This window comes from Microbacterium sp. C-MGS6 (genome assembly GCF_058140415.1).
Genome location: NZ_CM176934.1, coordinates 1,515,624 through 1,540,946, shown reverse-complemented (window position 1 = coordinate 1,540,946; position 25,323 = coordinate 1,515,624). Strand labels below are relative to the sequence as shown.

Genomic DNA, 25,323 nt, shown 5'->3' with positions numbered 1-25,323 from the left:
CAGTCGGACACTCCACGCGTCCGTTCGTTCATGGTGACGCGGCTCAGCGCGTCGTGCCGTGCACCTTCGGCAGGGCGCCGCCCGCGGCCGCGTTGCGGTCGGGCCGGAAGTTCGAGAAGTCCGCCCCCGGCACGCCGCTGACGAGGTCGAGCTCGTCCTCGATGAGGGCGGCCTCCCACTCTTCCGGGCCGACGAGGGGAAGGCGGACGCGCGGGCTGGAGATGCGACCCAGCCCGTGCAGGATGTACTTCGCGGCGACGGTGCCGGGGACGTGCGTCATGACAGCGCGGACCAGCGGCTCCAGGCGCTTGTGCTCCGCAGTCGCCGTGGCGAGGTCGCCGCGGTTCACGGCGTCGATGATCGTGCGGTAGGGCGCGGACGCCACGTTCGCGGTCACGCCGATGAGGCCGGTCGCACCGATCGACAGGTGCGGAAGCACATTCGCGTCATCACCGGAGAAGTACATGAGGTCGGTCTGATTGAGCACGCGGCTCACCTCGGAGAAGTCGCCCTTGGCGTCCTTCACCGCGAGGATGTTCGGGTGCTTGGCGAGCCGGAGGATCGTCTCGTACTTGATCGGCACACCGGTGCGCCCGGGGATGTCGTACAGGATGACCGGCAGATCGGTCGCGTCGGCGACGAGCCGGAAGTGGGTGAGGATGCCGGCCTGCGTCGGCTTGTTGTAGTACGGCGTGACGATCATGATGCCGTCGGCGCCGGCCTTCTCGCTGGCCTTGTACAGCTCGATGGCGTGCGCGGTCTCGTTCGATCCGCCGCCCGTGATGATCTTCGCCCGGCCGGCGGAGACGGACTTCCCGACCTCGACGAGCTTGAGCTTCTCGGGGTCCGTCAGGGTCGAGGTCTCGCCGGTCGTTCCCGTCACGACGATGCCGTCCGCGCCTGCGGTGATCACGTCATCGATGTGCTTCTCGACGGCGGGCCAGTCGACTTCGCCGTCGGCCGTCATCGGAGTGACGAGCGCGACGAGAACCTGTCCGAAAGGGTTGCCCGAGTGCGTCATGCGTCCAGCGTATCGGGTCGGATGCCGCTGCCGCGGACGGTGACGGGAACCGTCAGACCCGACCCCGACGCGCGACCGCCGCGGTGAGGGATCGGGGCAGTACCTTCGTCACGGCGACGACGGCCTTGTAACGCAGCGAGGGGATGGACACGGACTTCCCGCGCGCGGCATCCCGGAGGCCTTCGCGCACGACGTCTCGGGCATCGAGCCACAGGAACGACGGCACGCCCTCCTCGCCGACCGCGAGACCCATCCGCTCGTGGAACGACGTGTGCGTGAAGCCGGGGCAGAGCGCGGTGACGCTCACACCGTCCGGACCGTAGGCCGTGTTCGCCCAGCGGCTGAAGTCGATGACCCAGGCCTTGCACGCGGAGTACGTCGATCGAGAGATGAAACCGGCGACCGAGGCGACGTTGATGATCCGGCCGCCCCGCCCCCGCATGGTCTGCAGGGCCGCGTGCATGAGGCGCATGGAGGCCTCGACGTGCAGGCGCAGATGCCGCACCTCGTCCTCGATGTCATTGTCGCCGAACTGCAGCGGCAGCCCGAAGCCGGCGTTGTTCACGAGCAGGTCGATCGGGTCGTCCCGGTCACGGAGCCGAGCCGCGACGCGTTCGACGCCGTCCTCCTCGGACAGGTCGGCCGGAAGCACCTCGACGGCCACTCCCCACTCGCCGCGCAGCTCCGTCGCAAGAGCCGACAGCGACTCCTCCGAGCGGGCCACGAGCACGAGATCGGCGCGCCGACGAGCCAGCTGACGGGCGAACTCGGCTCCCAGCCCGGCGCTGGCTCCGGTGATCAGTGCGGTGGGCATCAGCGCTCGTACCTCACGAAGCGATACCGGACGCCGGTACGGGACGTCAGCCAGTCCCCCTCGTCGACCACGCGCCACCCGGTCTTGGGCGGAGCGAACGTGTCGCCGGCGACCTCGAGGTCGAGCTCGGTGACCTCGAGCCGGTCAGCGTCGGCGATCACCTGACGGAAGATCTCCGCCCCGCCGATGATCCACACCTTCTCCTGGCCGCGGACGGCCTCGGACACCGTCGCCGCACGGCGGGCGCCGTCGGCCGCCCAGTCCTGCTGGCGGGTCACGACGATGTTGTCGCGCCCGGGGAGCGGCCGGAACCGTTCCGGCAGCGAATCCCAGGTCTTCCGTCCCATGACGACAGGTGCGCCCTGCGTGGTCTCTTTGAAGTGCGCCAGGTCCTCCGGCACATACCAGGGCATACCGCCCTCAGCACCGATGACGCCTCCGGCGGCCTCGGCCCAGATGAGTCCCACCCAGGTCATACCGCCACCGCCGCCCGGATCGGTGCGTGGTGCTGGTAGTCCTCGACGACGAAGTCCTCGAACCGGTAGTCGAAGATCGAGTCCGGCTTCCGCGCGAACCGCAGGGTCGGGTACGGGTAGGCCTCTCGCGTGAGCTGCTCGCGCACCTGCTCGACGTGGTTGTCGTAGACGTGGCAGTCCCCGCCGGTCCAGACGAAGTCGCCCGGCTCCAGCCCCACCTGCTGCGCGATCATCATCGTCAGCAACGCGTAGGAGGCGATGTTGAAGGGCACGCCGAGGAACATGTCCGCGCTGCGCTGGTAGAGCTGACAGGAGAGCTTGCCGTCGGCGACGTAGAACTGGAACAGCGCGTGGCACGGTGCGAGGGCCATGTCCGGGATGTCCGCGGGGTTCCAGGCGGACACGAGAAGGCGCCGCGAGTCCGGTGACCGCCGGATCTGCTCGATGACCTCGGCCAGCTGATCGATGCTGCCGCCGTCGGGAGTCGGCCAGGACCGCCACTGGACGCCGTACACCGGGCCGAGGTCGCCGTCCTCGTCCGCCCACTCGTCCCAGATCGAGACGCCGTTCTCCTGCAGCCAGCGGACATTGGAATCGCCGCGCAGGAACCAGAGCAGCTCATACGCGATGGACTTGAAGTGGACGCGCTTCGTGGTGATGAGCGGGAAGCCCTCCGCGAGATCGAAGCGGATCTGCCGCCCGAACACGCTCGTGGTCCCGGTCCCTGTGCGATCGCTCTTGTGCGTGCCCGTCTCGAGCACGTCGCGGAGCAGGTCTTCGTACGGAGTCGGGACAGCGGCGCTCATGGTTGTCAGGATACCCGCCTCGGTCGCCCCGAAGGCGGTGTCATCGGCGCGATGTTCTCGTCACGGATGGACACATCGCGGCACCCCTGGTCCTCCGGCCGTACGCTCGACGTGTGTCCCCCGCACTCGCCCTCGCCGCCGTGGCCGCGCTTCTCGCACTCGCCACCCTCGTCGGTCTCGCGCTCCGTCGGCGTGAGGGTCGTCGACGCAACGGCGGCGACCTGAGGTTCGAGCCGGCGGATGCGGCGGGCGCAGCCTTCGGCGCGAGCGCGACCCTCGTGCAGTTCAGCACCGAGATGTGCACCCGGTGTCCGCAGGTGCGCCGGCTGCTCGGCGCGTACGCTGCCGAGACGACAGGGCTCGCACACATCGAGGTCGACCTCACGCACCGACCCGACCTCTCCGCCCGGTACCGGGTGTTGCAGACCCCGACCACGTTCCTCGTCGACGCCTCGGGTGTCGTGCGAGCCCGATTCGGGGGCGTGCCCGCCCGGGATGCCCTGGCCACAGCCGTCGCCACCCTCGTCTGAAGCGCAGTATGGAGAACCCGATGACGACACCCGCTGGGATCGACCCGCGAGGCCCCCGTTTCGCCGGCGCGATCACCGCATTCCTCCTCGCCGTTGCGACGTTCCTCGCACTCATCGGCATCTCCACGACTCCCGCCGGCGCAGAGCGCGCCGGCGGGTTCGCCGTCCAGCCGCAGAGCGGCTCCGTCTTCGTACCGGCGGGCGCGTGGGCACTGCCCTCAGTAGAGCCCGTCGCGCGCGTGCTCGACCCGGGCTTCCTCCTTGCGACGCTGATCGCGCTGCTGTTCCTCTGGGGAGTGGTCTCGCCGGCCACCGCACCGTGGGGCGTGCTCTACCGCCGCCTCGTCCGTCCGCGCCTGGCGCCGCCCGTCGAACTGGAGGATCCCCGCCCCCCGCGGTTCGCCCAAGGCGTGGGCCTCGTCGTGGTGGGGCTCGGCCTCCTGCTCCACCTCGCCGGCGTGCCGTGGGCCCTTCCCATCGCCACCGCCGCAGCGTTCCTCGCCGCTTTCCTCAACGCCGTGTTCGCATTCTGTCTCGGCTGCCAGCTCTACCTCCTGCTACAGCGCGTCGGGCTGACCGGGAGAACGCGCCGCACCGCGTGATCCCGGTTTCCGACGGCCGGGTCGCTCGGTAGGCTGGCGACCAAGCGACGCCGCTCCCCCGGTGGCGTCAGAACCGGAGGAACCATGCCCGTCACCAGTGAAGCCGCCGCCACCTGGACCGGATCGCTCATGGAGGGTTCCGGCACGGTCGCCTTCTCCTCCTCGCATCTGGGGACGTTCCCGATCGACTGGAAGTCCCGCAGCGAGGGCAGCGACACCACCACGACGCCGGAAGAGCTCATCGCCGCGGCCCACGCCTCCTGCTTCAGCATGGCGCTCTCGCACGCCCTCGCCGAGAACGGCACCCCGCCGGAGCGCGTCGACACCAGCGCCTCGGTCACTTTCAAGCCAGGCGTCGGCATCACCGGCAGCCACCTCAACGTCAACGCCACGGTTCCGGGTCTGACTCCGGAGAAGTTCCAGGAGATCGCCGAGGGCGCCAAGACCGGGTGCCCGGTGTCCCAGGCTCTCGCAGGCATCGAGATCACCCTCGAGGCGACGCTCGCCTGAGCTCCGTGGACGTCAGGCGCGGGACAGGCTGATCGCCTGCCGGATGCTCGCCCTGGCGTCCTTCCTGCGCCCCGCGGCATCCTGCACGACGCCGAGCCGGTAGCGCGCACGCCAGTCCGTGGGTGCCGCCTCCGCTTCCGCCGTGTAGCGCGCGACGAGCGCGTCCGCGTCCTTCCTGGCGATGCGGCCACTGGGCGTGAGCTCGGTCTCGACCGGCGGCATTCCGCCTTCGGCGTCGAGCAGACGCCCCAGACGATCCGCTCCGAAACCGAAGAGCATCTCGCGAACCAGGGCCCATCCGCCGACGGGGGCGAGCACGAGGAGGGTGACGCCCATCCCGATGGAGACCGGCGTCCCGACGGCCAGGAACATGACCGCGAGCCAGCCCGCGACCGCGAGGTACAGCAGGAGGGCCGCCGCCATCAGTGCGACCCCGATCCGGGACATCACGAGCGGATGCCGATGTCGAGCATGTTCTCCAGACCGACCACGACTCCGGACGCGGTGGCCGCATACGGCACGGCCAGCCGGATCCCCGGCGCGTAGGCCAGCGCCGGGTCGGTGGTGTCATGCGTGAACGTGAGCGACTCCCCCGGCCCGGACAGGATCACCTCCTGCTTCGCGATCACCCCGGGCCGCCGGAGGGAGTGGATGGGCACGCTGCCGACCTGCTGCCCCCGCGCGCGCTGATCCGCATGCGGGGCGCTGACGGGGCCCTGGGACGCCCTCGCGGCGGCGATCAACTCCGCCGTGCGGACGGCGGTACCGCTCGGGGAGTCGACCTTGGTCTCCCGATGCGCCTCGACGATCTCCGCGGAGCCGAAGTACGGCGCGGCGGCCGCGGCGAGGGCCGAACCGAGCACGGAGCCGAGGGAGAAGTTGGGGATGAAGACCGCTCCGGTGTCAGCGGCCTCGACCAGCGGCCGCACGAGCGCGATCCGCTCGGCCGACCAGCCGGAGGTGGCGACGAGGATGTTGAGGCCGTGCTCGACGGCGGTGCGGACCACATCGATGCTGATCTGCGGAGTGGACGCGTCGATCACGAGGTCCGCTCCCGCGAGCTCCGAAAGGTCACTCGCCGAGGTCAGCACCCGGCTCACCTCGAAGCCTTCCAGCTCGCCGATCACCGCGCCGATGATCGTTCCGAGCTTTCCGGTCCCGCCGACGAGGGCTACCTTCGTGGTCATGCGTCCAGTCTATTTTCCGGGCGTCGAGCGGAGGCCGCGGCGCGCGGATACGGTGATCACACCAACAGCGCGTCGGGAATCCCCGTCCGCAACTCCATCGGCAGGTGGCCGGTGTCGTTGTGCGTGAGCAGGGTCCACGGCCGACCCTGCTTCTGGGCGATCACCGTCAGTCCGCAGTGCGACTGGTTCAGCGTCATCCACCGCCAGTCGGGTGCGGCGAGCACCTCGCGCACGAACCACGAGATCACGAAGTTGTGTGTGATGAGCACCTCGTGCACGTCCCCGGTCTTCCGCACGAGGAACTCGTTGACGGCGTCGGACATCTGGGCGCGACCGGCCTCGATCTCGGCTTCGGTCACCGAGCCGAAGAACGGTTCGAACACCGCCGGGGTCTCCTCTGTCATCCCCGTGGGCACGCAGTCGAACAGCAGAGCGGACGGCGCGGGGTCCACGGACGGGAGGCGACCGGCGATCGATCTCGCCGTCTCGGCCGCGCGGAGCAGCGGCGAATGCCACACGGCGTCGAGCGGGAGCCCGGACAGCCGATCCGCGATCAGCTCCGCCTGCCGCTGGCCGCGCGGCGAAAGGGGTCCGTCGGCGAGACCGTGCTCGGCATCCTGATGTTCACCGTGTCTGACCAGATATATGTAGTGCGTCACAACTCGCTCGCTCGCCTCATCGCCAGCATCCGCCGGTCTTCCTCTTCCACCCTATGTCACGGGCAGCGGAAGCTCAGGCGCCCGCGCGGGTGAGGTCGGCCACCTGCGCCCGGGACAGCGTCACACCGGCGCCCTGCATGAGCTCGTCGACATGGTCGGTCGCGAATGTGTTCACGATCGGCGCGGCGACCGTGCGCTGCGCGAGCAGCCAGGCGATGGACACAGCGGCCACCGGCACTGCCAGTTCGGCGGCCACCTGATCCAGCGCGCGCAGCACCTTCGTACCGCGGCGGTTGAGATTCCCTCGCAACTGCTCTCCGCGGACGCCTCGTGACGCGAGCGCCTTGGTGCGGTGGCGCCCGGACAGGAACCCGTGCTCCAGCGCATGGGAGGGCGTGACCGCGAGGTTCTGCGCGCCGGCCACGAGGCGCAGATCGCCTTCGAACGGCTGCCGCCGCACGAGGTTGTAGGGCGTGTCGATCACAGTGATCCGCGGGTACCCTGCGGACGCGAGGATGCGGGCCTCCACCAGCCGCTCCGGGGTGAAGCCGTACGCGCCGAGCGCGCCGATCTTCCCGGCCTCGACGAGCCACTCGACCGTGGCCAGCGTGTCTTCGAGGTTGGTGGTCGCATCCAGCGTGGCGTCCAGGTACAGCACGTCGATGCGCTCGACGCCGAGCCGGGTGAGCGACCCCTCGACGGCGCGGACGAGGTTGACCGACCCCAGACCGGGGTTGTCGGCATGCGCTCCGATGCGGACGCTGAGGACGACGCGCTCCCGTTGGTCGCGCGACCGCAGCCACTGCCCGAGGATGTGCTCGCTCCGACCGCCGGAGAATCCGTCCGCCGTATGGATGGCGTTGCCGCCGAACTCCACGTAGCGATCGAGGATGCCGTGGCTCGTCTCGAGATCGACGTTCCACCCGAACTCCGCGGCGCCGAGCATCAACGGGAACGTCTCGTATCCGGTCTCGCCGATGGCGGTGCGGATGGATTCCCCCACACCGGGGCCGACGATGGGGATCGGGGCGGAGGGATGATCCTCGTGCTCGAGCGCGACGCGTTCCGCGTCGGGACCTGCGCCTACGCCGAACAACCGCATACTCTCACCCCCGCTGCGATCGGCTGGACCGATCGACATCACTGCTTCTCCGGCACCCCCCGGTGCGTACTTCGAGGGTATGCGACGTGCGCGAGCGTCCCGGCCAATCCGGGGAACGGCGCGCAAACTTCCCATAACGTTTCGATCACGGATCAAACGACGGAACCCGGGCCCCTCCCGACGGAGGGACCCGGGTTCCGTTCCGACCGTGTCCTACTCGGCGGCGGCGTCCTCGGCCGGAGCCTCGTCCGCGGCGGGTGCGTCGTCGAGCACGGGCTCGAGCGACAGCTTGCCGCGGTCGTCGATCTTCGTGATCTTGACGAGGATCTTCTGGCCGACGGAGAGCACGTCCTCGACGTTCTCCACACGCTTGCCACCGGCGAGCTTGCGCACCTCGGTGACGTGCAGCAGGCCGTCCTTGCCCGGCAGCAGCGAGATGAAGGCGCCGAAGGTGGCGATCTTCACGACGGTGCCGAGGAACTGCTCGCCGACCTCCGGGTTGGTCGGGTTGGCGATCGCGTTGACCTGGGCGCGGGCGGCCTCGGCCGAGGGGCCGTCGGTCGCGCCGATGTAGACGGTGCCGTCCTCCTCGATGGAGATCTGCGCACCGGTCTCGTCCTGGATCGCGTTGATCGTCTTGCCCTTCGGGCCGATCAGCTCACCGATCTTGTCGACCGGGATCTGGACGCTGATGACGCGAGGCGCGGTGGGCGCCATCTCGTCAGGCGCGTCGATCGCGGCGTTGAGGACGTTGAGGATGGTCAGACGAGCATCCTTGGCCTGGGTCAGCGCGCCCGCGAGCACCGACGACGGGATGCCGTCGAGCTTCGTGTCGAGCTGGATGGCGGTGACGAACTCGCTGGTACCGGCGACCTTGAAGTCCATGTCACCCAGCGCGTCCTCGGCACCCAGGATGTCGGTCAGCGCCGCGTAACGGGTCTCGCCGTTCACCTCGTCGGAGACCAGACCCATCGCGATGCCGGCGACGGGAGCGCGCAGCGGCACACCCGCGTTCAGCAGCGACAGGGTCGAGGCGCACACCGAACCCATCGACGTGGAGCCGTTGGAGCTGAGCGCCTCGGACACCTGACGGATCGCGTACGGGAACTCCTCGCGGCTCGGCAGCACCGGCACGAGCGCGCGCTCGGCGAGGAAGCCGTGCCCGATCTCGCGACGCTTCGGCGAACCCACGCGGCCGGTCTCACCGGTCGAGTAGGGCGGGAAGTTGTAGTGGTGCATGTAGCGCTTGCTCGTCGTGGGCGACAGCGAGTCGATCTGCTGCTCCATCTTGAGCATGTTCAGCGTGGTGACGCCCAGGATCTGGGTCTCGCCGCGCTGGAAGATCGCGGAGCCGTGCACGCGCGGGATGACCTGCACCTCGGCGTCGAGCGGACGGATGTCCGCCAGGCCGCGGCCGTCGATGCGGGTGCCCTCGGTGAGGATGCGACCGCGGACGATCTTCTTCGTGACGGACTTGTACGCCGCGGAGAACTCCAGCGGTGCCGCAGCCGGGAGCGAGCCCGCCTCGGTGGCCTCGATGAGCTCGGCCTTGACGCGATCCTTGATCGCGTCGTCGGCGTTCTGACGCTCGCTCTTGTCCGCGATCTGGTACACGTCGCTCAGCTCGGCGAAGGCACGCTCGGACACGAAGTCATAGACCTCGTCGCTGTACGCGGGGAAGACCGGGTAGACGCCCGGCTCCTTCGACGCGGTGGCGGCGAGCTCAGCCTGCGCCTTGACGAGCTGGGCGATGAAGGGCTTCGAGGCCTCGAGGCCCTGGGCCACGATGGTCTCGTCGGGCTTGGTGGCGCCGGCCTTGATCAGGTTCCAGCTGCCCTCGGTCGCCTCGGCCTCGACCATCATGATCGCGACGTCTTCGGAGCCGTCGGCCTTGGTGACCACGCGACCGGCGACGATCAGGTCGAACACGGCCTCGGAGACCTGCTCGGCGGTCGGGAACGCGACCCACTGGTCCTCGTGCTGGCCGTGACCGGGGATGAACGCGAGGCGCACACCGGCGACGGGGCCCGAGAACGGCAGACCCGAGATCTGCGTCGACGCGGAGGCGGCGTTGATCGCGAGGGCGTCGTAGAACTCGCCCGGGGCGATCGAGAGGACCGTGATGACGATCTGGACCTCGTTGCGCAGACCGTCGACGAACGACGGACGCAGCGGACGGTCGATCAGACGGCAGACCAGGATCGCCTCGGTCGAGGGGCGACCCTCACGACGGAAGAACGAGCCGGGGATCTTGCCGGCGGCGTAGGAGCGCTCCTCGACGTCGACCGTCAGCGGGAAGAAGTCGAAGCCCTCACGCGGGTGCTTGCCCGCGCTCGTGGCCGAGAGCAGCATGGTCTCGCCGTCCAGGTAGGCGGCGACGGCGCCCTGAGCCTGCTGCGCGAGGCGGCCGGTCTCGAAGCGGATGGTGCGGGTGCCGAAGCGGCCGTTGTCGAGAACGGCCTCGGTGGCGGTGATTTCAGGACCTTCCAAGAGGTCTCTCCTTCTTTGTTTAGACTCGCGAATCCGTGTGACGCGCGAGCATGTTCAAAGGAGCGGAACGGAAGGGTTCGGGCGCGCGGGCACTCCCGCGAATCTCGCCTGCGCTGGCCACCAGTAGAAAGCCACCCGACGTGTGCCGAGGAACCCACCACAGGGGACCAGCTTCTCCGCCGATCGCTCCATGAGTCGATATGAAATTGTCGGATGACCGGGGTCACCCTCGACCACACTACCAGCGTGCGCCCTCAGTCCCGAGGGTTCCTCACGCGGTTCGGTCACGACACCGCACCGTCACCCGACGTTCACCGCGCGTCCGCCGGGGCGAGGGACGGGTCGGCTGTGCTGGACGCATGCGGATGTCGGTGATCGGTTGCGGGTATCTGGGAGCGGTGCACGCTGCGGCGATGGCCTCGCTCGGTCACGACGTCGTGGGCGTCGACGTGGACGAGCGCAAGGTGGCCGACCTCGCCGCAGGCGCCGCGCCCTTCTTCGAGCCGGGCCTCGACGAGCTCCTCGACGCGGGGCTGCGATCCGGGCGGTTGCGCTTCGCCTCGGATGCGGCGGCCGCTTCCGGGGCGGATGTGCACTTCCTCGCCGTCGGCACCCCGCAGTCCGCCTCCGGTCCCGCGGCCGACCTCCGCTACATCCACGCGGCGATCGACGGGCTGCTCCCCCACCTGCGGCCGGGCGCGGTGGTGGCCGGGAAGTCGACGGTCCCCGTGGGCACGGCCGCGCGCCTCGCCCGTCGGATCGCACAGACCGGGGCGACGCTCGCCTGGAACCCCGAGTTCCTCCGGGAAGGCTGGGCCGTCCACGACACGCTCACCCCCGACCGCCTGGTGGTGGGGGCCGATGACACCCCGGAGGGTGCCGCCGCCGTCGACCTGCTCCGCCGCGTATACGCCGCGGCGATCGATGCGGGCTCCCCGTTCCTGGTCACGGACCTCGCCACCGCGGAGCTCGTCAAGGGTGCCGCCAACGCTTTCCTCGCGACGAAGATCTCCTTCATCAACGCCATGGCTGAGGTCGCCGAAGCGGCCGGTGCCGACGTCACCCTCCTCGCCGAAGCCCTCGGCCACGACTCACGCATCGGCCGCCGCTATCTCGGCTCCGGGATCGGGTTCGGAGGCGGCTGCCTCCCGAAGGACATCCGCGCGTTCGCCGCCCGCGCCGAGGAGCTCGGCCGCGGCGAGGCCGTCGCCTTCCTGCACGAGGTGGACGCCATCAATCTCCGCCGGCGTGATCGCGCCGTGCGTCTGGTCGTCGATGCCCTGGACGGCCTGGTCTTCGGGCGGAGGATCGCCGTGCTCGGCGCGGCCTTCAAACCCTTCAGCGACGACGTCCGCGATTCTCCCGCGCTGGAGGTGGCCGTGCGGCTGCGCGGACTCGGCGCGGATGTCGTGGTGACGGACCCGGCGGCGATCGAGAACGCCCGTGCGCGGCATCCGCAGCTCGGATACACGTCGTCCAGGGATGAGGCCCTGCGGGACGCGGACGCCGTCGTCGTCGTCACGGAGTGGGACGAGTACCGCCGCGAGCTCAGTCCGCAGCACGCCGGCGGGCTCGTGCGGGGCCGGATCGTGATCGACGGACGGAACTGTCTGGACGCCGCCGCCTGGCGAGCCGCCGGCTGGACGTACCGCGGGATGGGGCGACGCTGAGGGCTGCCGTCCCTCAGACCACGCTGGCGTCACGCTCGACGGAGGAGCGTCCCACGTAGACGTAGTCGTCGTGCTTCGCCCGACGGCCGTCTCCCGCGGCACGGCCGTGGAGTCGCCGCCACACCCACGGCAGCGCGTGCCGCCGCCACCAGGCCGCGCGGCCGATCGGCTCGTTCTCGTGCAGGGCCGCATCCAGCAGTCCGAGCGCGTCCGCGTGCGGCACCCCGAGCACCTCGGCGACCCGATAGGCGAGGAAGCGGTGTCCGCGACTGCTGAGGTGCACCAGGTCCTCGCCCCAGTGCTGCCGCTCCGCCAGCACCGGATGCAGATCCGTGTCGATGAGGATCGCACCGGTCCGCGCAGCGATCCCCGCGAGGGCCGTGGCGAAGGCGGAGAAGCGCCGGGTGTACAGCGCCGCCGCGCGTCGGTCCGGGAGGAACGGGGTGACCAGGACCACGTCGGCGCCGGTCGCGCGCACTCGCCGCACGGCGGCCTCCAGACTCGCGGCGAGCGCCGGCACGGCGGCACGGTGCTTCACGAGATCGTTGGCGCCCACCAGCACGGTGACCAGATCGGGTCGGAGCTCCAGTGCGCGCTCCAGTTGCGGGCCGCACACGTCGGCCACGCGCTTCGAGCGGACCGCGAGGTTGGCGTAGTGGAGGCCGCCCCGCGCGGCGAGGAGCAGGGCGAGCCGGTCCGCCCACCCGCGGAGAGCACCGTCCGGCCCGGGGTCGCACAGTCCCTCGGTCAAGGAGTCGCCGAGCGCGACCACCCGCCGCCGCCGTCGCGACGGGGCGGGCGCGGCGGGTTCCGGTCGGACGAGGCGGCGAGCGCGCAGACGGCTGTCCACGGCGTGCAGCGCCCGCGCCTCCTCGAAGTGCCCCAGGAGCTGATCCCCGAGGTGCTCCCAGCTTCGTCCCTGCACAGCGCTCCAGCCCGCGTGCCCGAACGCTCGGCGGGTCTGCTCGTCCCCGGCGAGAGCGGTCACGCGTCGGCGGAGGTCGGCGAGGTCCCCGGGGCGGTAGAGCCAGCCGTCCACGCCGGCCCTCACCAGATCGAGCGGCCCTCCGCGACCGGTGGCGACCACGGGCACCCCGCTCGCGTGGGCCTCCTGCAGCGTCTGGCCGAACGTCTCGCTCTCTCCCGGATGCACGAACACGTCGAAGGAGGCCAGCGCGGTGGCGAGCGCATCCCCGTCGAGCCTCCCGAGGAACAGAGCGTCGGGAAGCTGTTCCTGCAGCCGGTCCCGCCGTGGCCCGTCGCCGACGATGACCAGACGGGCGCCGGGGATGCCGTGCAGCGCGGCGAGATCCTCCACCTGCTTCTCGGCGGCGAGGCGTCCGACGTAGCCGATGACGATCTCCGCTCCCCATTCCGCTCGGAGCGCGTCGCTGCGCCGGGAGGGGTGGAAGCGCTCCGCGTCCACCCCTCTCCCCCACGATCGGAGTCGGTCGACGCCGAGGTGACCCAGCTGCTGCGCGGATTCGGTGGACGGCGCGAGCGTGAGGGTCGCTCGCCGGTGGAGCCGTGCGATGTGGGCGTGAGCCATACCGGTCGTCGCGGCGACGCGATACCTCTCCGTGTATGCGGCCACATCGGTCTGGTAGGCCGCGACCGTCCCGATGCCGCCGCGTTCTGCGGCGAGCAGCCCGCGCCACCCGAGGGCGAACGGCGACGCGAGGTGGACGACATCGGGGCGGAAGCGGCCGAGCTCCGTTCCGATCCGACGGGTCGTCGCCGCGCCGACGCGGACATCCCGGTATCCGGGGAGCGGCACGCTGCGGATCGCCGTGACGGGGGCACCGTGCAACCGCTCCGGGATGCCCGTGGCGGCGGGAGCGAGCACACAGGCCTCGTGCCCTCGGCGCTCCAGATGGCGGAGGATCTGCATCACGGATCCGGTCACGCCGTTCATGTGCGGAAGGAAGGACTCGGTGACAATCGCGACTCTCACCCCCTCAGGATGACGGTGCACCTCGCCCCCGCTGCGAGAAACCGGCGTCGAGCACCGGATGTTCACCGGATGCTGGATCACGGGTCACCGGCTATCCGCGCGTTGGTTCCCGTTCACCGTCTCAGGGCAGGGTGGCGGGGTGTCGACAGACCTGCTCGCTGACGTCCTCGCCGGTCCCTGGAGCCTGGCCGCGATGAGCCTGCTCGTGCTCGGGGACGCGTTCTTCGTCGTCGTCCCCGGGGAGATCGCCGTGACAGCCCTCGGCGCGGTCGCGATGACGACCGGAACGCCCGCGCTCTGGGCGGTGGTGCTCTGCGCGGCGGCGGCAGCAGCGCTCGGTGACACCTGCTGCTATCTGATCGGGTGCGTCGTCGGCACCGAGCGCTGGGGCTGGATGAGAGGCCGCCGCATGCGGCAGGCCCTCGGCTGGGCACGCGACCGGCTGGACCGCGGCACGGCCACGGTGCTGTTCACCGCTCGTTTCGTCCCGTTCGCCCGGCTTGCCGTGAACCTCGTGGCGGGCGCCTCCCGGATCCACCCGCCCCGCTATCTGGCTCTCGTGACGCTCGCCGCGACCGGATGGGCGGCATACCAGGCCGCGATCGGCGCGCTCGTCGCCGCGGTGCTGCCCGGCGGCGCCCTCGTCGCGGTCCCGGTGTCGGTCGCCCTGGCCGTCGGTATCGGGCTCGGGGTCGACCGGCTCACGCGAGGGCGGGAGCGGTGACACTCGCCGCTGCTCCTGCCGTGCCCTAGGCTCGGGAGCATGAGCACCGAAGAAGGCGCCGGCTCCTCCTCGGAGGACATGAAGCGCAAGTTCAAGGAAGCGCTCGAGAAGAAGAACGCGCACCACCGGCAGGGCGAGGCCCACCTCGACGGCGACTCCGCCGTGCACGCCGCCAACGCCCCGCAGACGCGGCGCGAGTTCCGACGCAAGAGCGGTTGACCGTGCGGATGCGGGAGCCGGTCCACGGCTCCCGCATCCCTCTCCGCAGACACGGACATGCCCCGCGCCGAAAGGCACGGGGCATGTCGCTCTCGAGAGGCTCCCTGTCACTCTCCGGCGAGACCGCCGAGCATGTGGCCGAACGAGCGCCCCTCACCCAGGTAGGTCGCGGGATCGAAAGGGTCGACGACGGTGGCAGCCTCCCGGCGCGCGACCGCCTCGGCGAGTTCCCTCGCCCCCTTCTCGACGCGCTTCGCCAACGGTGCGACATCGTCTCCGGCGCCGCCCCAGTCGCTCGACGCCGCGAAGACCCCTGTGGAGACGGCCTCGGCGTGCAGGTAGGCGAACAGCGGACGGATCGCGTAGTCGATCGCGAGCGAGTGCCGCGGTGTCCCCGCGTTCGCCCCGATCAGCACGGGCTTCCCCGTGAGCGCGTCCGGGTCGAGCACATCGATGAACGACTTGAACAATCCGGAGTAGCTCGTGGAGAAGATCGGCGTCACCGCGATCAGCGCGTCGGCCGAGACGACGGTGTTGATCGCCGTCTCGAGTGCAGGCGGCGCGAAGCCGGTCAGCATGTTGTTCGTGATGTCGTGCGCGTGGTCGCGCAGCTCGATCACGTCGACCGTGGCCTCGATGTCGCGCTCCGCGAGCGCCTTCACGGTCTCCGCCGCCAGGCGGTCGGCGAGCATCCGGGTGGACGACGGGTTGGAGAGACCCGCCGAGACGACGGCGATGCGACGCGTGGTCATGTCAGGCCTCCCTCCGGCCGAGTCCGAACGCGGCTCCCGCGGGAGCCGGCGTGTCCTGGTAGGGCGAGTCCCCGGTAAGGTTGTCGCCGCGGTTCGCGCCGGGACGCGCCTGCCGGGTCGGTCCGTTTCCGTAGGTCGCCTGCACGCGCGCGGCGTGGGTCGGCGCGTCGGGCACCGTGGACGGGCGGTCCTTCGCCAGCTCCTTGCGGAGCACCGGCACGACCTCGGAACCGAGGATGTCCAGCTGCTCGAGCACCGTCTTCAGAGGCAGGCCGGCGTGGTCGATGAGGAACAGCTGACGCTGGTAGTCGCCGTAGTGCTCCCGCATCGCCGCATAGCGGTCGATCACCTGCTGCGGCGATCCCACGGTGAGCGGGGTCATCTCGGTGAAGTCCTCCATGCTGGGACCGTGACCGTAGACCGGGGCGTTGTCGAAGTACGGGCGGAACTGGTTCACCGCCTCCTGCGACTTCGCCGCCATGAACACCTGGCCGCCGAGACCGACGATCGCCTGCTCCCGCGTGCCGTGACCGTAGTGCTCGAAGCGCTGACGGTACAGCTCGATGAGGCGCTGGTAGTGCTCCTTCGGCCAGAAGATGTTGTTCGCGAAGAACCCGTCACCGTAGTAGGCGGCCTGCTCGGCGATCTCCGGTGTGCGGATGGAGCCGTGCCACACGAACGGCGCGATGCCGTCGAGGGGACGCGGGGTCGAGGTGAAGCCCTGCAGCGGGGTGCGGAACTTGCCCTCCCAGTCCACGACGTCCTCGCGCCACAGCTTGTGCAGGAGCGCGTAGTTCTCGATCGCCAGCGGAAGCCCCTGGCGGATGTCCTGGCCGAACCAGGGGTACACCGGACCGGTGTTGCCACGACCGAGCATGAGGTCCATGCGGCCGTCCGAGACGTGCTGCAGCATCGCGTACTCCTCCGCGATGCGCACCGGGTCGTTCGTCGTGATCAGCGTCGTCGAGGTCGAGACAATGAGCCGCTCGGTCTGTGCGGCGAGCGCGGCGAGGAACGTGGTGGGACTGGACGACCAGAACGGCGGGTTGTGGTGCTCGCCGATCGCGAAGACGTCGAGTCCGACCTCCTCGGCATGCGTCGCGATGGCCAGCGTCGCCTTGATCCGCTCCTGCTCGCTGGGGGTGACTCCCGTGGTGGGGTCGCGGGTGATGTCGCTGACCGACATGATGCCGAACTGCATCGCCTGCGCGCCTGACTGCTCGCTCATGATTGCTCCGTGTTCTCCGAATCGGATGCTCGACATCCGGTTCTATTCATTTGAATGTAATTGGGTCAACGCGTGCAGGGCAACTTTATTCCCGGCCGGTAGCCTCGGAGAATGAGCACCACCGGAGTCGGGACGACGGGGTCCAGCACAGGGCCGGTCGACCGCAAACGCCGACGCGTGCCCTTCTGGGACAACGCGCGGTACGCCTGCATCGTCCTCGTGGTCCTGGGGCACGCGATCCAGCGCCTCATCTACGACTCGGACATCGCCTTCGCCCTCTACCTGGCGCTGTACGCCTTCCACATGCCGGCGTTCGCGATCATCTCGGGCTACTTCTCCAAATCGGGCTCCCCCACCCGGACGCAGATGGCCCGCGTCATCACCGACATCATCCTCCCCTACGTCATCTTCGAGGCCCTCTGGACGCTCACCAAGTGGCTCGTGGAGGGAGAGACCACCCCGAACCCCACTCAGCCCAGCTGGACGCTCTGGTTCCTGCTCGCGCTCGGGATCTTCCGCCTCGTCCTCCCCTACCTCGCCCTGCTGCGCTGGCCGTTGCTGTGGACGGTGGTCATCTCCGTCGGCGCGGGCTATCTCCCGAACGTCGACAGCACCTTCTCGCTCTCGCGCACCCTGGGCCTGCTGCCCTTCTTCGCCCTCGGCTGGTGGCTCAGGGAGCGCAACATCGTCGACCGCCTGCGTCTCCTCGACTTCCGCCCGTGGTGGGTCCGGATCACCGCCGTCGCCGTCCTCGGCACCGCCGGGTGGGCTGCGTGGAACTGGCTCCCCGTCTGGCAGGCCACCGATCTGCGGCATTGGCTGTTCTACGAGGCCTCCTACTCCGACCTCGTCGGGGACCAGTGGTGGGCCGGCGGCATCCGTTTCGCGCTCCTGCTCCTCGCCGTCGTCCTCTGCGCTGCGTTCTTCGTCCTCATCCCCCGCGGGTCCTACTGGTGGACCACCTTCGGCCAGTACACGATGTACGTCTATCTCCTGCACTCGTTCGTGCTCTACCCGTTCCGCGAGAGCGGCGTGCTGCGCGACCTCGAGCCGACCTGGTTCTGGCTCCCTGCGGTCACGGCGCTCTCGGTGGTCCTCGCACTGCTGCTCGCGACCACGCCCGTGCGGCGGGTGTTCCGTCCGCTCGTGGAGCCGCGGCCGCGGTGGCTGTTCGCCGATCCCGAGCTCGCGTCGCGGGAAGGCCGCCGCAACGATCCGACCGGATCCCGGCGTCCGCGATGACAGCCGCCCACCCCGCGTCCGAGGTCAGGGATCGGCTCGTCGCCATCGCCGACTCCCAGGGTTTCGCCGCGCACGGGCTCCACGTGCGCATCGGCGAGGACACCGCAGGTCACCGCTGGGCACCCGACGTCCGGGAGGACGTGCACTCGATCGCGAAGGGCGTCTGCGTGCTGGCCACGGCCCTCGCCGCCGACGACGGACTGATCCGCCTGGACGACACCGTCGCCACCCTCCTCCCGGACCACGAGCTCGGCGACGGTGTCGCTCAGGTCACCCTGCGTCACCTGCTGTCGATGTCGAGCGGCATCGACCTTCCGTGGTCCGAGACGCTGATGACGGACTGGCCGGATGTGGCCCGCGAGTTCCTGCGACGGCCCTCGCGCGGGCGTGTGTTCCAGTACTCCGACGCGAGCACCTATACCGCGATGACCGCCCTCGCGACCCGCGTGGGCGACATCGGCGACTACCTCTCGACGCGCCTCTTCGCCCCGCTCGGCATCGAGGACGTGGTCTGGTCGCGATGCCCGAACGGACGCATCGAGGCGGGTGGCGGCCTGCCGCTCCGCACCGAGGAGGTCGCGCGCCTGGGGCTGCTCATCCGCGATCGCGGCTCCTGGCAGGGTCGTCGACTGGTCGCCCCGGAGTGGATCGACGCCATGCACGAGGACGGCGTCGTCGCGGGCGTCAACCCGGGCTACGACCGCTATGCGCTCGCGGGCTGGCAGGGTCCGGGGCGGGCGTGGCGGCTGCACGGGGCCCACGGCCAGCTGCTGCTGTTCCTCGGCGACGCGGTGGTGACGGTGACCGCTCACGATCACGCCGGAGCGGATGCGTTCGCTGCGGACGCCGTCGCCGCCCTGGAAGACGTCGCCGCCGGCTGAGTCCTGCTCAGGCGAACAGCTCCGCCCCCACGTACGAACCCGGTCGCGCGCCCGGCGGGATCGCCCAGATGCCTGAGCCCACGTGACGGATGTACTCGTTGAGACGGTCGGTCGACAGTCGGCGCTGCAGGCTGATGAACTGGGCGGGATCACGCTGGTAGGACAGGAAGAACAGCCCGGCGTCGAGTCGCCCGAGGGCGTTGTTGCCGTCGACGTAGTTGTACCCGCGGCGCAGGATGCGGATGCCGTCGTTCTGCTCCGGGTGGGCGAGCCGGACGTGACTGTTCGCATCGATCTTCGTGCCGCGGAAGTCCGGGGCCGTGAACTCGTCACCGCCGGAGAGCGGCGCCCCCACACCTTTGTCCCGTCCGATGATCGTGTCCTGCTCGGCCAGCCGCACCCGGTCCCAGGTCTCGATGAGCATGGCGATCTTCCGCGCGACGAGGTACGAACCGCCGGCCATCCAGGACGGCTCGTCGTCGGTCGAGACCCAGACGTGGTCCGCGAGCGCCGTGGCGTCGTCGGCGAGGATGTTGGCCGTGCCGTCCTTGAAGCCGAAGAGGTTGCGCGGCGTCGCCTGGCCGGCCGTGGTACGAGAGGTCTTACCGAATCCGAGCTGCGACCAGCGCAGGCGCGCCCGCCCGAACGCGATGCGGCTGAGGTTGCGGATCGCGTGAACCGCGACCTGGGGGTCGTCGGCACAGGCCTGGATGCACAAGTCGCCGTGCGACGCCGCGGGATCGAGGTCGTCCCCGAGGAAGGCCGGAAGCCGCTCGAGACCGGGTGGCCGCTGGGCGGCGAGACCGTAGCGATCGCCGTCCTCGTTCTCGAACAGTCCAGGACCGAACCCGAACGTGAGGGTCAGGCCCGCGGCGGGGAGCCCCAGCGCCTCCCCCGTGTCATCCGGGGGCGCTTCGGCGGGACCGTTCACCGCGCCGCTCGCACTCACCTCCAGGCCCTGCGTCATCCGTGCCGCGGCGTACGACCAGTCCTGCAACAGGGAGATGAGGTCGTCCCGGTCGGTGCGGGGCATCATGTCGAAGCTCGCGAAGTGCAGGTGGTCCTGCACGGGCGTCGTGATGCCCGCCTGGTGCGCGCCGAAGAACTCGTACCGCGACTCGGCGTCTTCCGCGGCTCGTGCGCGTCCGAGCGCCACGCCGCCGGCCGTCCCGGCCCCGAGGCCGACGGCCAGGCCCGCGACCCCGCCGCCGACGGCCAGCCCGAGCAGCCCGCGGCGGCTGAGACCGCCGCCGGAGGGCGCAGTAGGCACCCCCGCTGATGCCTCGTGGGCCTCCGGTTCCGACTCGTTCACGTCCATGCCTACCCGTGCACCGTCGTCAGTCGAGCACCGTGCCGGTGAGCTGCGAGAGCGGCTCCGCCAGGGCGTTGATGAGATCGGTGAACTCCCGCTTGTCCGCTTCGGTCAGCTCGCCGTACCCCACGAAGCCCTCTGCGAGCGAGCCGTGCGCGGCGAGGGACTCCTCGAGGGCGGTGTATCCGGTCTCGATCTCGGAGACGAGGGCCTCGCCGTCGTCTCCCTGCGCCGCGGCGAAGTCCTGCACCAGCGAGAAGGCCATCTTGGAGCCCTCGACGTTCGCGGCGAAGTCGAAGAGATCCGTGCCGGACCACCAGTCCTCCTCGCCGGAGATCTTGCCGGTGGCCACCTCGTCGAGCAGTGCGATCGCGCCGTTGGAGATGCCGCCGATCCCCTGGTCGTCCAGTGCGGTGGTGAAGTCGTCCGAGTGCACGTAGTCGTACAGCTCCTGCACGTCGGCCAGGAGCAGGTCGCCGTAATCGGCGCGCTCCGCGGGCGTGGACGGCGCCCAGTCCTGCCATGCCGGGGTCTCTCCGTCGGCGTTCAGCGCGTCCTCCGCCGGCACCCAGAGGTCCTTCTCGATGCGGTGGAAGCCGGTCCAGTCCAGGCCCTCGGCCACCGCATCGACCTCTCGATAGTCGATCCGCGGGTCGAGGTCCCCGAGCGCCTCGGCGACGGGCTCGATGCGCTCGTAGAACGCCCTCGTCTGTGGGAAGAGCGTGCGGGCGGTCTCATCGTCGCCGGACTCGTAGGCGGCCACGAGGTCTTCCACGGCCGGCACGAGCTGCCCGACCTGATCCTTCACGAACGCCCCGTAGAGATCGACGGCCTTCTGCTTCTGCTCGGCGTCGGGGCCGTCCACCGCCACGCGGTCTCCGGTCACCGTGAACGAGGCCCGGCCGACACCGTCGCCGACCATGCCCGGCTTGCAGAGCGTGAAGTACTCGCCCGGCTGGGCGACCACCGTGAGGGTGCGGGACGCAGCCGGGGCGATGTTCTCGACCTCGCCGACGATCCGCAGACCGTCCTCGGCCAGCAGGTAGAACTCGGAGACCTGGTCGGTGTCGTTCTTCACATCGAACGTCAGCGTCCCGCTCTTCGCGGTGGACGCGGAGACGGCGCAGTCCGTGGCGGTGGATGAGACGTCGAACGCCGCCGTCGCCTGGGCATCGCTCTTCGCGACGCAGCCGTTGAGGAGGAGGACGGCGGTGCCCGCGGCGGCTGCCGCGGCGAGGACCCGGTGCGAGGTGATCATGCTGCTCCTTGCTGTGTGAGGGAGGACGTCGAGGTGACGGCGGAGGCGCCGCGCGTCGAAGGGCGTGCCGAGCGGAGGCCGCGGAGGTAGAGCCCGCCCACGACGAGGATGTAGAGGCCCCAGGCGAGCACCTGCAGCCAGGTCATGGCGGGCATGAAGCCGACCGTGGCCTGCAGGACGGAGGCCAGCGCGCCGCCGGGAGCGATCGCCGCCGACACGTCGAACGCCCAGCCGAACGGGAAGCCGGCCGCGCCCACGGCGACGGCGCCGGTGACCGGGTCGAGCGGAGCGGCGGCGGTGAAGGGACCGGGAAGTGCTCCCGCCTCCTGCAGATCCATCAGGGCGTAGGCGAGGACACCGGCCGCGACAATCACGAGGAAGCCGCCCGTCCAGGCGAAGAACCGCCGCAGGTCCAGGCGCAGCGCCCCGCGGGAGATGAGCCAGCCGAGCAGGACGGCCACGGAGAGTCCCAGGAGCGCGCCGAGGAGGGCCGAGGGGGCATCGCCGAAGGACTGCACCATCGACCACAGCAGCAGCGTGGTCTCGATCCCCTCCCGGGCGACGGAGACGAAGCCGATCGCGATGAGCGCCCAGAGACCGCCCACCGTCAGCGCGCGGTCGATGCCGCCCTCGAGGGTCGCCTTCATGGTGCGGCCGGCACGCTGCATCCAGAAGATCATCCACGTCACCATCGCCACCGCGACGAGGGACAGCCCGCCGCCGATCAGCTCCTGCGCCTGGAACGTGAGTTCGTAGGCCCCGAAGGTGAGGATCGCGCCGATGCCCAGAGCGAGGGCGACCGCAAGGCCGACCCCGGCCCACATCTTCGGCAGCGCGTCACGGCGACCGAGACGGCGGAGGTAAGCGACGAGGATGCCGACGACGAGCGCGGCTTCGAGACCCTCGCGGAGTCCGATGAGGAAGGTGGCGAGCACGGGAGACACTCTCTGGCAGGCGACTGAGGTAAGGCATCCCTTACCGACGAGACTCTAGCACCGTGATCGGCGCCCGCCCGACACCGGCCACCGAAGTAATGGAATGCAACAGAGCATCCTCGGGCCTCATCCGCGACATAGCCTCGGTCCATGGCTGAACTCTCGCTCCCCATCCTCGACCTGTCCCAGCTCGACGACGGCCCCGAGGCCGCGGCGCGTTTCCGCGACGACCTCCGCGCGGCCACGCACGATGTCGGCTTCTTCTACCTGACCGGCACCGGCATCTCTCCCGAACTGGAAGCGCGGCTGCATCAGGCCGCCCTCGACTTCTTCGCTCTGCCGGAGGAGGACAAGCTCGCGATCGAGAACGTCAACAGCCCGCACTTCCGCGGCTACACCCGGATCGGCGGGGAGCGGACGCAGGGCAAGGTCGACTGGCGCGAGCAGATCGACATCGGCCCCGAACGCGAGCCGGTCGAAGGGGGCCCCGCCTTCAACCGCCTCACCGGACCGAACCTCTGGCCCGCCGCGCAGCCGGAGCTCAAGGAGGTCGTCACGGAGTGGCACGACACCCTCACGGAGATCGCCCGCAAGCTCCTGCGCGCCTGGGCCCTCACCCTCGGGGCGGAGGAGAACTACTTCGACGAGCCGTTCCGCGATCCGTCCACCCTGATCAAGATCGTGCGATACCCGGGAACGAACGAGCCGGAACCGCAGCAGGGCGTCGGTGCGCACAAGGATTCCGGCGTGCTGACGCTGCTCTGGGTGGAGCCGGGCAAGGGCGGACTCCAGGTCGAGCGTGACGGCGAGTGGGTGTCGGCTCCCCCGGTGCCGGGCGCCTTCGTCGTCAACATCGGCGAGCTGCTCGAGTACGCCACCGGCGGCTACCTCAAGGCGACGAACCACCGGGTGATCTCGCCGCGGGCGCCCGAGGAGCGCATCTCGATTCCGTTCTTCTTCAACCCGGCGCTCGATCAGCAGCTCCCGTTGCTCGAGCTCCCTGCCGACCTCGCCGCCGAGGCGACCGGAGTCACCGAGGACCCGAGCAATCCGATCCACGCGACCTACGGCGAGAACGCCATGAAGTCCCGACTGCGCGCACACCCCGACGTGGCGGCCATCCACCACCCTGATCTCGTGGGTGCCACCGCCTGACGGGGTCTCAGAACGACGTCTTGCCGCCCAGGGCGACGATCTCCCGCAGCGCCTGGAGGTGCGCTGCGAAGGCGTCTCGGCCCGTGCTCGTCGACCGCACCCACGTGCGCGAGCGCCCGCCGACGGTCCCCTTGCGCGCGGTCACGTATCCCGCCGCCTGCAGATGGGTGATCGCCTTGCTCAGGGGCGAGTCGCCACACTGCAGCATCTCGCGCAGCGCCGCGAAGTCGAGTTCCATCCCGTCTCCCAAGCCCGCCATGAGCGAGAAGCGGATCGGGGACGCGAAGTTGTCATCCAACCGCGTTCGCGGGTGCGGGACGGCATGGGAGTCAGTCACGTTCCGCACGTCCCGGGATGCAGGTGACCACCGCGAAGCACACGATCACGGCAACCCCACCCCAGACTCCGGCCCACCCCGCATCGCCGAGCACTCCCGCACCCAAGACGAGGGTCACCGGAACGCACGCGGCGAGCAAGAAGACGAGCACATGCGGCCACCGCCACGACGCGCCGATCGCCGGCAGCCCGACCTCCGAGGTCGAGACCGCTATCCACGCCACCAGGCAGAGCATCACGAGCAGCGAGATCGCGCTTCGCAGCACATCGTCCGGCGATCCCGCCAGCATGGTCAGCACTCCGATCGCGATGCCGACCAGGGCGGTGCCCCAACGACGTGGGCCCTTAAGAGCGACGGGACCCGGGCGGGAACGGTGCGAGTCGTTCGACGCTCGGAGGAGCTGCACGACTCCGTGCCCCCCGATGCCGACGAGCACCACGGCGGCGGGAAGGAGTACCACGGCTTCGGGGAGCCGCGTGTCCAGGGCGGCGAAGCCGAACACCACGAGTGCGCCGATGAGAACCGCTCCCCCTCCGAGCAGGAACGGCAATCGTGAACGCGTCATCCGCCACTGCAGCCCGGTGCGCTGCGCCATCCCGCTGGACAACTGCCCCCACACGAGGAAGGTGAACAGGACGATCTGCGACGCCAGCACATCGCCGCGCCGGAGAACGAGTGCGAAGGCGACGAGGTAGGCGGCCGTCACCACCGCGTTGCCGATCTCCAGCCGCGCGAGCGCACGCCGGTCGACCGCGCGATCGCGGCGCTCGACCACCGCCTGGGCCGCTGCCAGGTACTGACTGGCGGTCTCGGAGTCCGGCGGGGCCAGAGGGTCCTGACCAGCGATCGGTTTCTGCTCCATCGTGGCCTCCCCGACTTTCCTGGTGGAAAGCTCTAGAACTTTCCTACCGGAAAGTGATGGCCAGGACAAGTCCGGACATGACGAAGGCCGCCCCACACCGTGGGGCGGCCTTCTCAAGAATGTTCTGCGCGATTGAACGCGGGGTCCGTGGTGCCTTATCGGCGAAGACCAAGGCGTGCGATCAGCGAGCGGTAACGCTCGATGTCGACGCTCTGGAGGTAGCCGAGCAGACGACGGCGCTGACCCACGAGCAGGAACAGACCACGACGCGAGTGGTGGTCGTGCTTGTGCTCCTTCAGGTGCTCGGTGAGGTCCTTGATGCGCTGCGTCAGCATCGCGGCCTGCACCTCGGGGGATCCGGTGTCACCGGGGTGCGTCGCGTACTCTTCGATGATCGCCTTCTTGACGTCTGCTTCCAGTGCCATAGATTCGATCCCCTCTCTGCTTGTTGCGCGGCGCCCGACGCCTGATGCGTGAGCTCTCTTTATCCGCGGCCGATCGAACGGCAACCTGACGAGTCTACCAGCCCGGACGACCACGGCGGGACACGGCGCCCGGGACGAGGCGCGTGGGGTCAACTAGGCTCGGGATGTGCAG

At 70.0% G+C, this 25,323-nt stretch carries 27 protein-coding genes; 9 read left to right on the top strand and 18 right to left on the bottom strand.

The features are described from left to right. Positions 1–43: 43 nt before the first annotated feature. From dapA to AC3B5L_RS07335, 4 genes are read right to left on the bottom strand one after another with little or no spacing between them, the layout of a single operon-like run. On the bottom strand, positions 44–1,021 hold the full coding sequence (gene dapA / locus AC3B5L_RS07350; RefSeq protein ID WP_187663886.1) for a 4-hydroxy-tetrahydrodipicolinate synthase: 978 nt from the start codon (positions 1,019–1,021) through the stop codon (positions 44–46). A gap of 52 nt (positions 1,022–1,073) precedes the next feature. Beyond that, on the bottom strand, positions 1,074–1,835 hold the full coding sequence (locus AC3B5L_RS07345) for an SDR family NAD(P)-dependent oxidoreductase (RefSeq protein WP_490096360.1): 762 nt from the start codon (positions 1,833–1,835) through the stop codon (positions 1,074–1,076). Next, positions 1,835–2,311 (bottom strand): dihydrofolate reductase, encoded by a 477-nt coding sequence (locus AC3B5L_RS07340; protein ID WP_187663884.1) that lies wholly within the window; start codon positions 2,309–2,311, stop codon positions 1,835–1,837. Before AC3B5L_RS07340 ends, AC3B5L_RS07345 begins: the two co-directional genes overlap by 1 nt. Next, the gene (locus tag AC3B5L_RS07335) at positions 2,308–3,117 is read right to left on the bottom strand and encodes a thymidylate synthase (RefSeq protein ID WP_259953989.1); all 810 of its coding nucleotides are present in this window, start codon (positions 3,115–3,117) and stop codon (positions 2,308–2,310) included. Before AC3B5L_RS07335 ends, AC3B5L_RS07340 begins: the two co-directional genes overlap by 4 nt. Positions 3,118–3,230: 113 nt before the next feature. Between AC3B5L_RS07335 and AC3B5L_RS07330 the strand changes: the two genes are divergently transcribed. The 3 genes from AC3B5L_RS07330 to AC3B5L_RS07320 all read left to right on the top strand — a co-directional run bounded on the left by AC3B5L_RS07330 (position 3,231) and on the right by AC3B5L_RS07320 (position 4,759). Then, a complete protein-coding gene (locus AC3B5L_RS07330) occupies positions 3,231–3,647 on the top strand; it encodes a TlpA family protein disulfide reductase (protein WP_187663882.1) in 417 nt (138 codons plus the stop codon). A gap of 20 nt (positions 3,648–3,667) precedes the next feature. After that, positions 3,668–4,249 (top strand): DUF4395 family protein, encoded by a 582-nt coding sequence (locus tag AC3B5L_RS07325; RefSeq protein ID WP_490096359.1) that lies wholly within the window; start codon positions 3,668–3,670, stop codon positions 4,247–4,249. An 84-nt stretch (positions 4,250–4,333) separates the two neighbouring features. Continuing rightward, a complete protein-coding gene (locus AC3B5L_RS07320; RefSeq protein WP_259953991.1) occupies positions 4,334–4,759 on the top strand; it encodes an OsmC family protein in 426 nt (141 codons plus the stop codon). A gap of 12 nt (positions 4,760–4,771) precedes the next feature. Here AC3B5L_RS07320 and AC3B5L_RS07315 read toward each other — a convergent pair whose 3' ends face one another. The 5 genes from AC3B5L_RS07315 to AC3B5L_RS07295 form a co-directional block, all read right to left on the bottom strand. Next, entirely contained in the window at positions 4,772–5,206 is a 435-nt protein-coding gene (locus tag AC3B5L_RS07315; RefSeq protein WP_187663879.1) for a tetratricopeptide repeat protein, read from the bottom strand. Beyond that, positions 5,206–5,946, bottom strand: coding sequence for a 4-hydroxy-tetrahydrodipicolinate reductase (dapB, locus tag AC3B5L_RS07310; RefSeq protein WP_187663878.1), 741 nt, complete (start codon positions 5,944–5,946; stop codon positions 5,206–5,208). The genes AC3B5L_RS07315 and dapB overlap by 1 nt, the downstream gene beginning before the upstream one ends. A 56-nt stretch (positions 5,947–6,002) precedes the next feature. Continuing rightward, positions 6,003–6,605 carry a histidine phosphatase family protein gene (locus AC3B5L_RS07305; protein ID WP_187663877.1) on the bottom strand — a complete coding sequence of 201 codons (603 nt, stop codon included), beginning with the start codon at positions 6,603–6,605 and terminating at the stop codon, positions 6,003–6,005. A 73-nt stretch (positions 6,606–6,678) separates the two neighbouring features. Further along, the gene (locus AC3B5L_RS07300; protein ID WP_187664141.1) at positions 6,679–7,707 is read right to left on the bottom strand and encodes an aldo/keto reductase; all 1,029 of its coding nucleotides are present in this window, start codon (positions 7,705–7,707) and stop codon (positions 6,679–6,681) included. 213 nt (positions 7,708–7,920) lie between these two features. Continuing rightward, positions 7,921–10,197: a polyribonucleotide nucleotidyltransferase gene (locus AC3B5L_RS07295; protein WP_259953993.1), complete on the bottom strand. Its 2,277-nt coding sequence runs from the start codon at positions 10,195–10,197 to the stop codon at positions 7,921–7,923. A gap of 359 nt (positions 10,198–10,556) precedes the next feature. Between AC3B5L_RS07295 and AC3B5L_RS07290 the strand changes: the two genes are divergently transcribed. Next, complete coding sequence (locus AC3B5L_RS07290) at positions 10,557–11,867, top strand: UDP-glucose dehydrogenase family protein (RefSeq protein WP_259953994.1); 1,311 nt, start codon at positions 10,557–10,559, stop codon at positions 11,865–11,867. 13 nt (positions 11,868–11,880) lie between these two features. Here the strand turns inward: AC3B5L_RS07290 and AC3B5L_RS07285 are convergent, their stop codons facing one another. After that, complete coding sequence (locus AC3B5L_RS07285) at positions 11,881–13,821, bottom strand: GDSL-type esterase/lipase family protein (RefSeq protein ID WP_490096358.1); 1,941 nt, start codon at positions 13,819–13,821, stop codon at positions 11,881–11,883. Between the two features lie 139 nt (positions 13,822–13,960). Here AC3B5L_RS07285 and AC3B5L_RS07280 point away from each other — a divergent pair, with 139 nt between their 5' ends. Both AC3B5L_RS07280 and AC3B5L_RS07275 read left to right on the top strand, forming a co-directional pair. Beyond that, on the top strand, positions 13,961–14,545 hold the full coding sequence (locus tag AC3B5L_RS07280) for a DedA family protein (RefSeq protein ID WP_490096357.1): 585 nt from the start codon (positions 13,961–13,963) through the stop codon (positions 14,543–14,545). 39 nt (positions 14,546–14,584) lie between these two features. After that, positions 14,585–14,764, top strand: coding sequence for a DUF5302 domain-containing protein (locus tag AC3B5L_RS07275; RefSeq protein ID WP_136052140.1), 180 nt, complete (start codon positions 14,585–14,587; stop codon positions 14,762–14,764). Between the two features lie 107 nt (positions 14,765–14,871). On the opposite strand, the gene AC3B5L_RS07270 is transcribed toward AC3B5L_RS07275, so the two are convergent. Together AC3B5L_RS07270 and AC3B5L_RS07265 are read right to left on the bottom strand one after the other, a co-directional pair. Then, the gene (locus AC3B5L_RS07270) at positions 14,872–15,516 is read right to left on the bottom strand and encodes an FMN reductase (RefSeq protein WP_268776441.1); all 645 of its coding nucleotides are present in this window, start codon (positions 15,514–15,516) and stop codon (positions 14,872–14,874) included. A 1-nt stretch (position 15,517) separates the two neighbouring features. After that, the gene (locus AC3B5L_RS07265) at positions 15,518–16,744 is read right to left on the bottom strand and encodes an LLM class flavin-dependent oxidoreductase (RefSeq protein ID WP_490096356.1); all 1,227 of its coding nucleotides are present in this window, start codon (positions 16,742–16,744) and stop codon (positions 15,518–15,520) included. Between the two features lie 111 nt (positions 16,745–16,855). On the opposite strand from AC3B5L_RS07265, the gene AC3B5L_RS07260 reads away from it, so the two are divergent. Both AC3B5L_RS07260 and AC3B5L_RS07255 read left to right on the top strand, forming a co-directional pair. Further along, positions 16,856–17,986: an acyltransferase family protein gene (locus AC3B5L_RS07260; RefSeq protein WP_268776443.1), complete on the top strand. Its 1,131-nt coding sequence runs from the start codon at positions 16,856–16,858 to the stop codon at positions 17,984–17,986. Further along, positions 17,983–18,867, top strand: a complete 885-nt coding sequence (locus tag AC3B5L_RS07255; protein WP_490096355.1) for a serine hydrolase domain-containing protein — start codon at positions 17,983–17,985, stop codon at positions 18,865–18,867. The genes AC3B5L_RS07260 and AC3B5L_RS07255 overlap by 4 nt, the downstream gene beginning before the upstream one ends. A 7-nt stretch (positions 18,868–18,874) precedes the next feature. Here AC3B5L_RS07255 and efeB read toward each other — a convergent pair whose 3' ends face one another. From efeB to efeU, 3 genes are read right to left on the bottom strand one after another with little or no spacing between them, the layout of a single operon-like run. Further along, positions 18,875–20,185: an iron uptake transporter deferrochelatase/peroxidase subunit gene (gene efeB / locus AC3B5L_RS07250; protein ID WP_419181670.1), complete on the bottom strand. Its 1,311-nt coding sequence runs from the start codon at positions 20,183–20,185 to the stop codon at positions 18,875–18,877. A gap of 19 nt (positions 20,186–20,204) precedes the next feature. Then, a complete protein-coding gene (efeO, locus tag AC3B5L_RS07245) occupies positions 20,205–21,437 on the bottom strand; it encodes an iron uptake system protein EfeO (protein WP_490096354.1) in 1,233 nt (410 codons plus the stop codon). Next, positions 21,434–22,372, bottom strand: a complete 939-nt coding sequence (efeU, locus tag AC3B5L_RS07240) for an iron uptake transporter permease EfeU (RefSeq protein ID WP_490096353.1) — start codon at positions 22,370–22,372, stop codon at positions 21,434–21,436. Before efeU ends, efeO begins: the two co-directional genes overlap by 4 nt. Positions 22,373–22,522: 150 nt before the next feature. Between efeU and AC3B5L_RS07235 the strand changes: the two genes are divergently transcribed. Further along, the gene (locus AC3B5L_RS07235) at positions 22,523–23,527 is read left to right on the top strand and encodes an isopenicillin N synthase family dioxygenase (RefSeq protein WP_259963049.1); all 1,005 of its coding nucleotides are present in this window, start codon (positions 22,523–22,525) and stop codon (positions 23,525–23,527) included. A gap of 7 nt (positions 23,528–23,534) precedes the next feature. Here the strand turns inward: AC3B5L_RS07235 and AC3B5L_RS07230 are convergent, their stop codons facing one another. The 3 genes from AC3B5L_RS07230 to rpsO form a co-directional block, all read right to left on the bottom strand. Further along, positions 23,535–23,864 carry a transcriptional regulator gene (locus AC3B5L_RS07230; protein ID WP_280566053.1) on the bottom strand — a complete coding sequence of 110 codons (330 nt, stop codon included), beginning with the start codon at positions 23,862–23,864 and terminating at the stop codon, positions 23,535–23,537. Then, a complete protein-coding gene (locus tag AC3B5L_RS07225; protein ID WP_280566055.1) occupies positions 23,857–24,726 on the bottom strand; it encodes a hypothetical protein in 870 nt (289 codons plus the stop codon). The genes AC3B5L_RS07230 and AC3B5L_RS07225 overlap by 8 nt, the downstream gene beginning before the upstream one ends. 155 nt (positions 24,727–24,881) lie before the next feature. After that, positions 24,882–25,151 carry a 30S ribosomal protein S15 gene (rpsO, locus tag AC3B5L_RS07220; protein ID WP_017203073.1) on the bottom strand — a complete coding sequence of 90 codons (270 nt, stop codon included), beginning with the start codon at positions 25,149–25,151 and terminating at the stop codon, positions 24,882–24,884. Between the last annotated feature and the right edge of the window lie 172 nt (positions 25,152–25,323).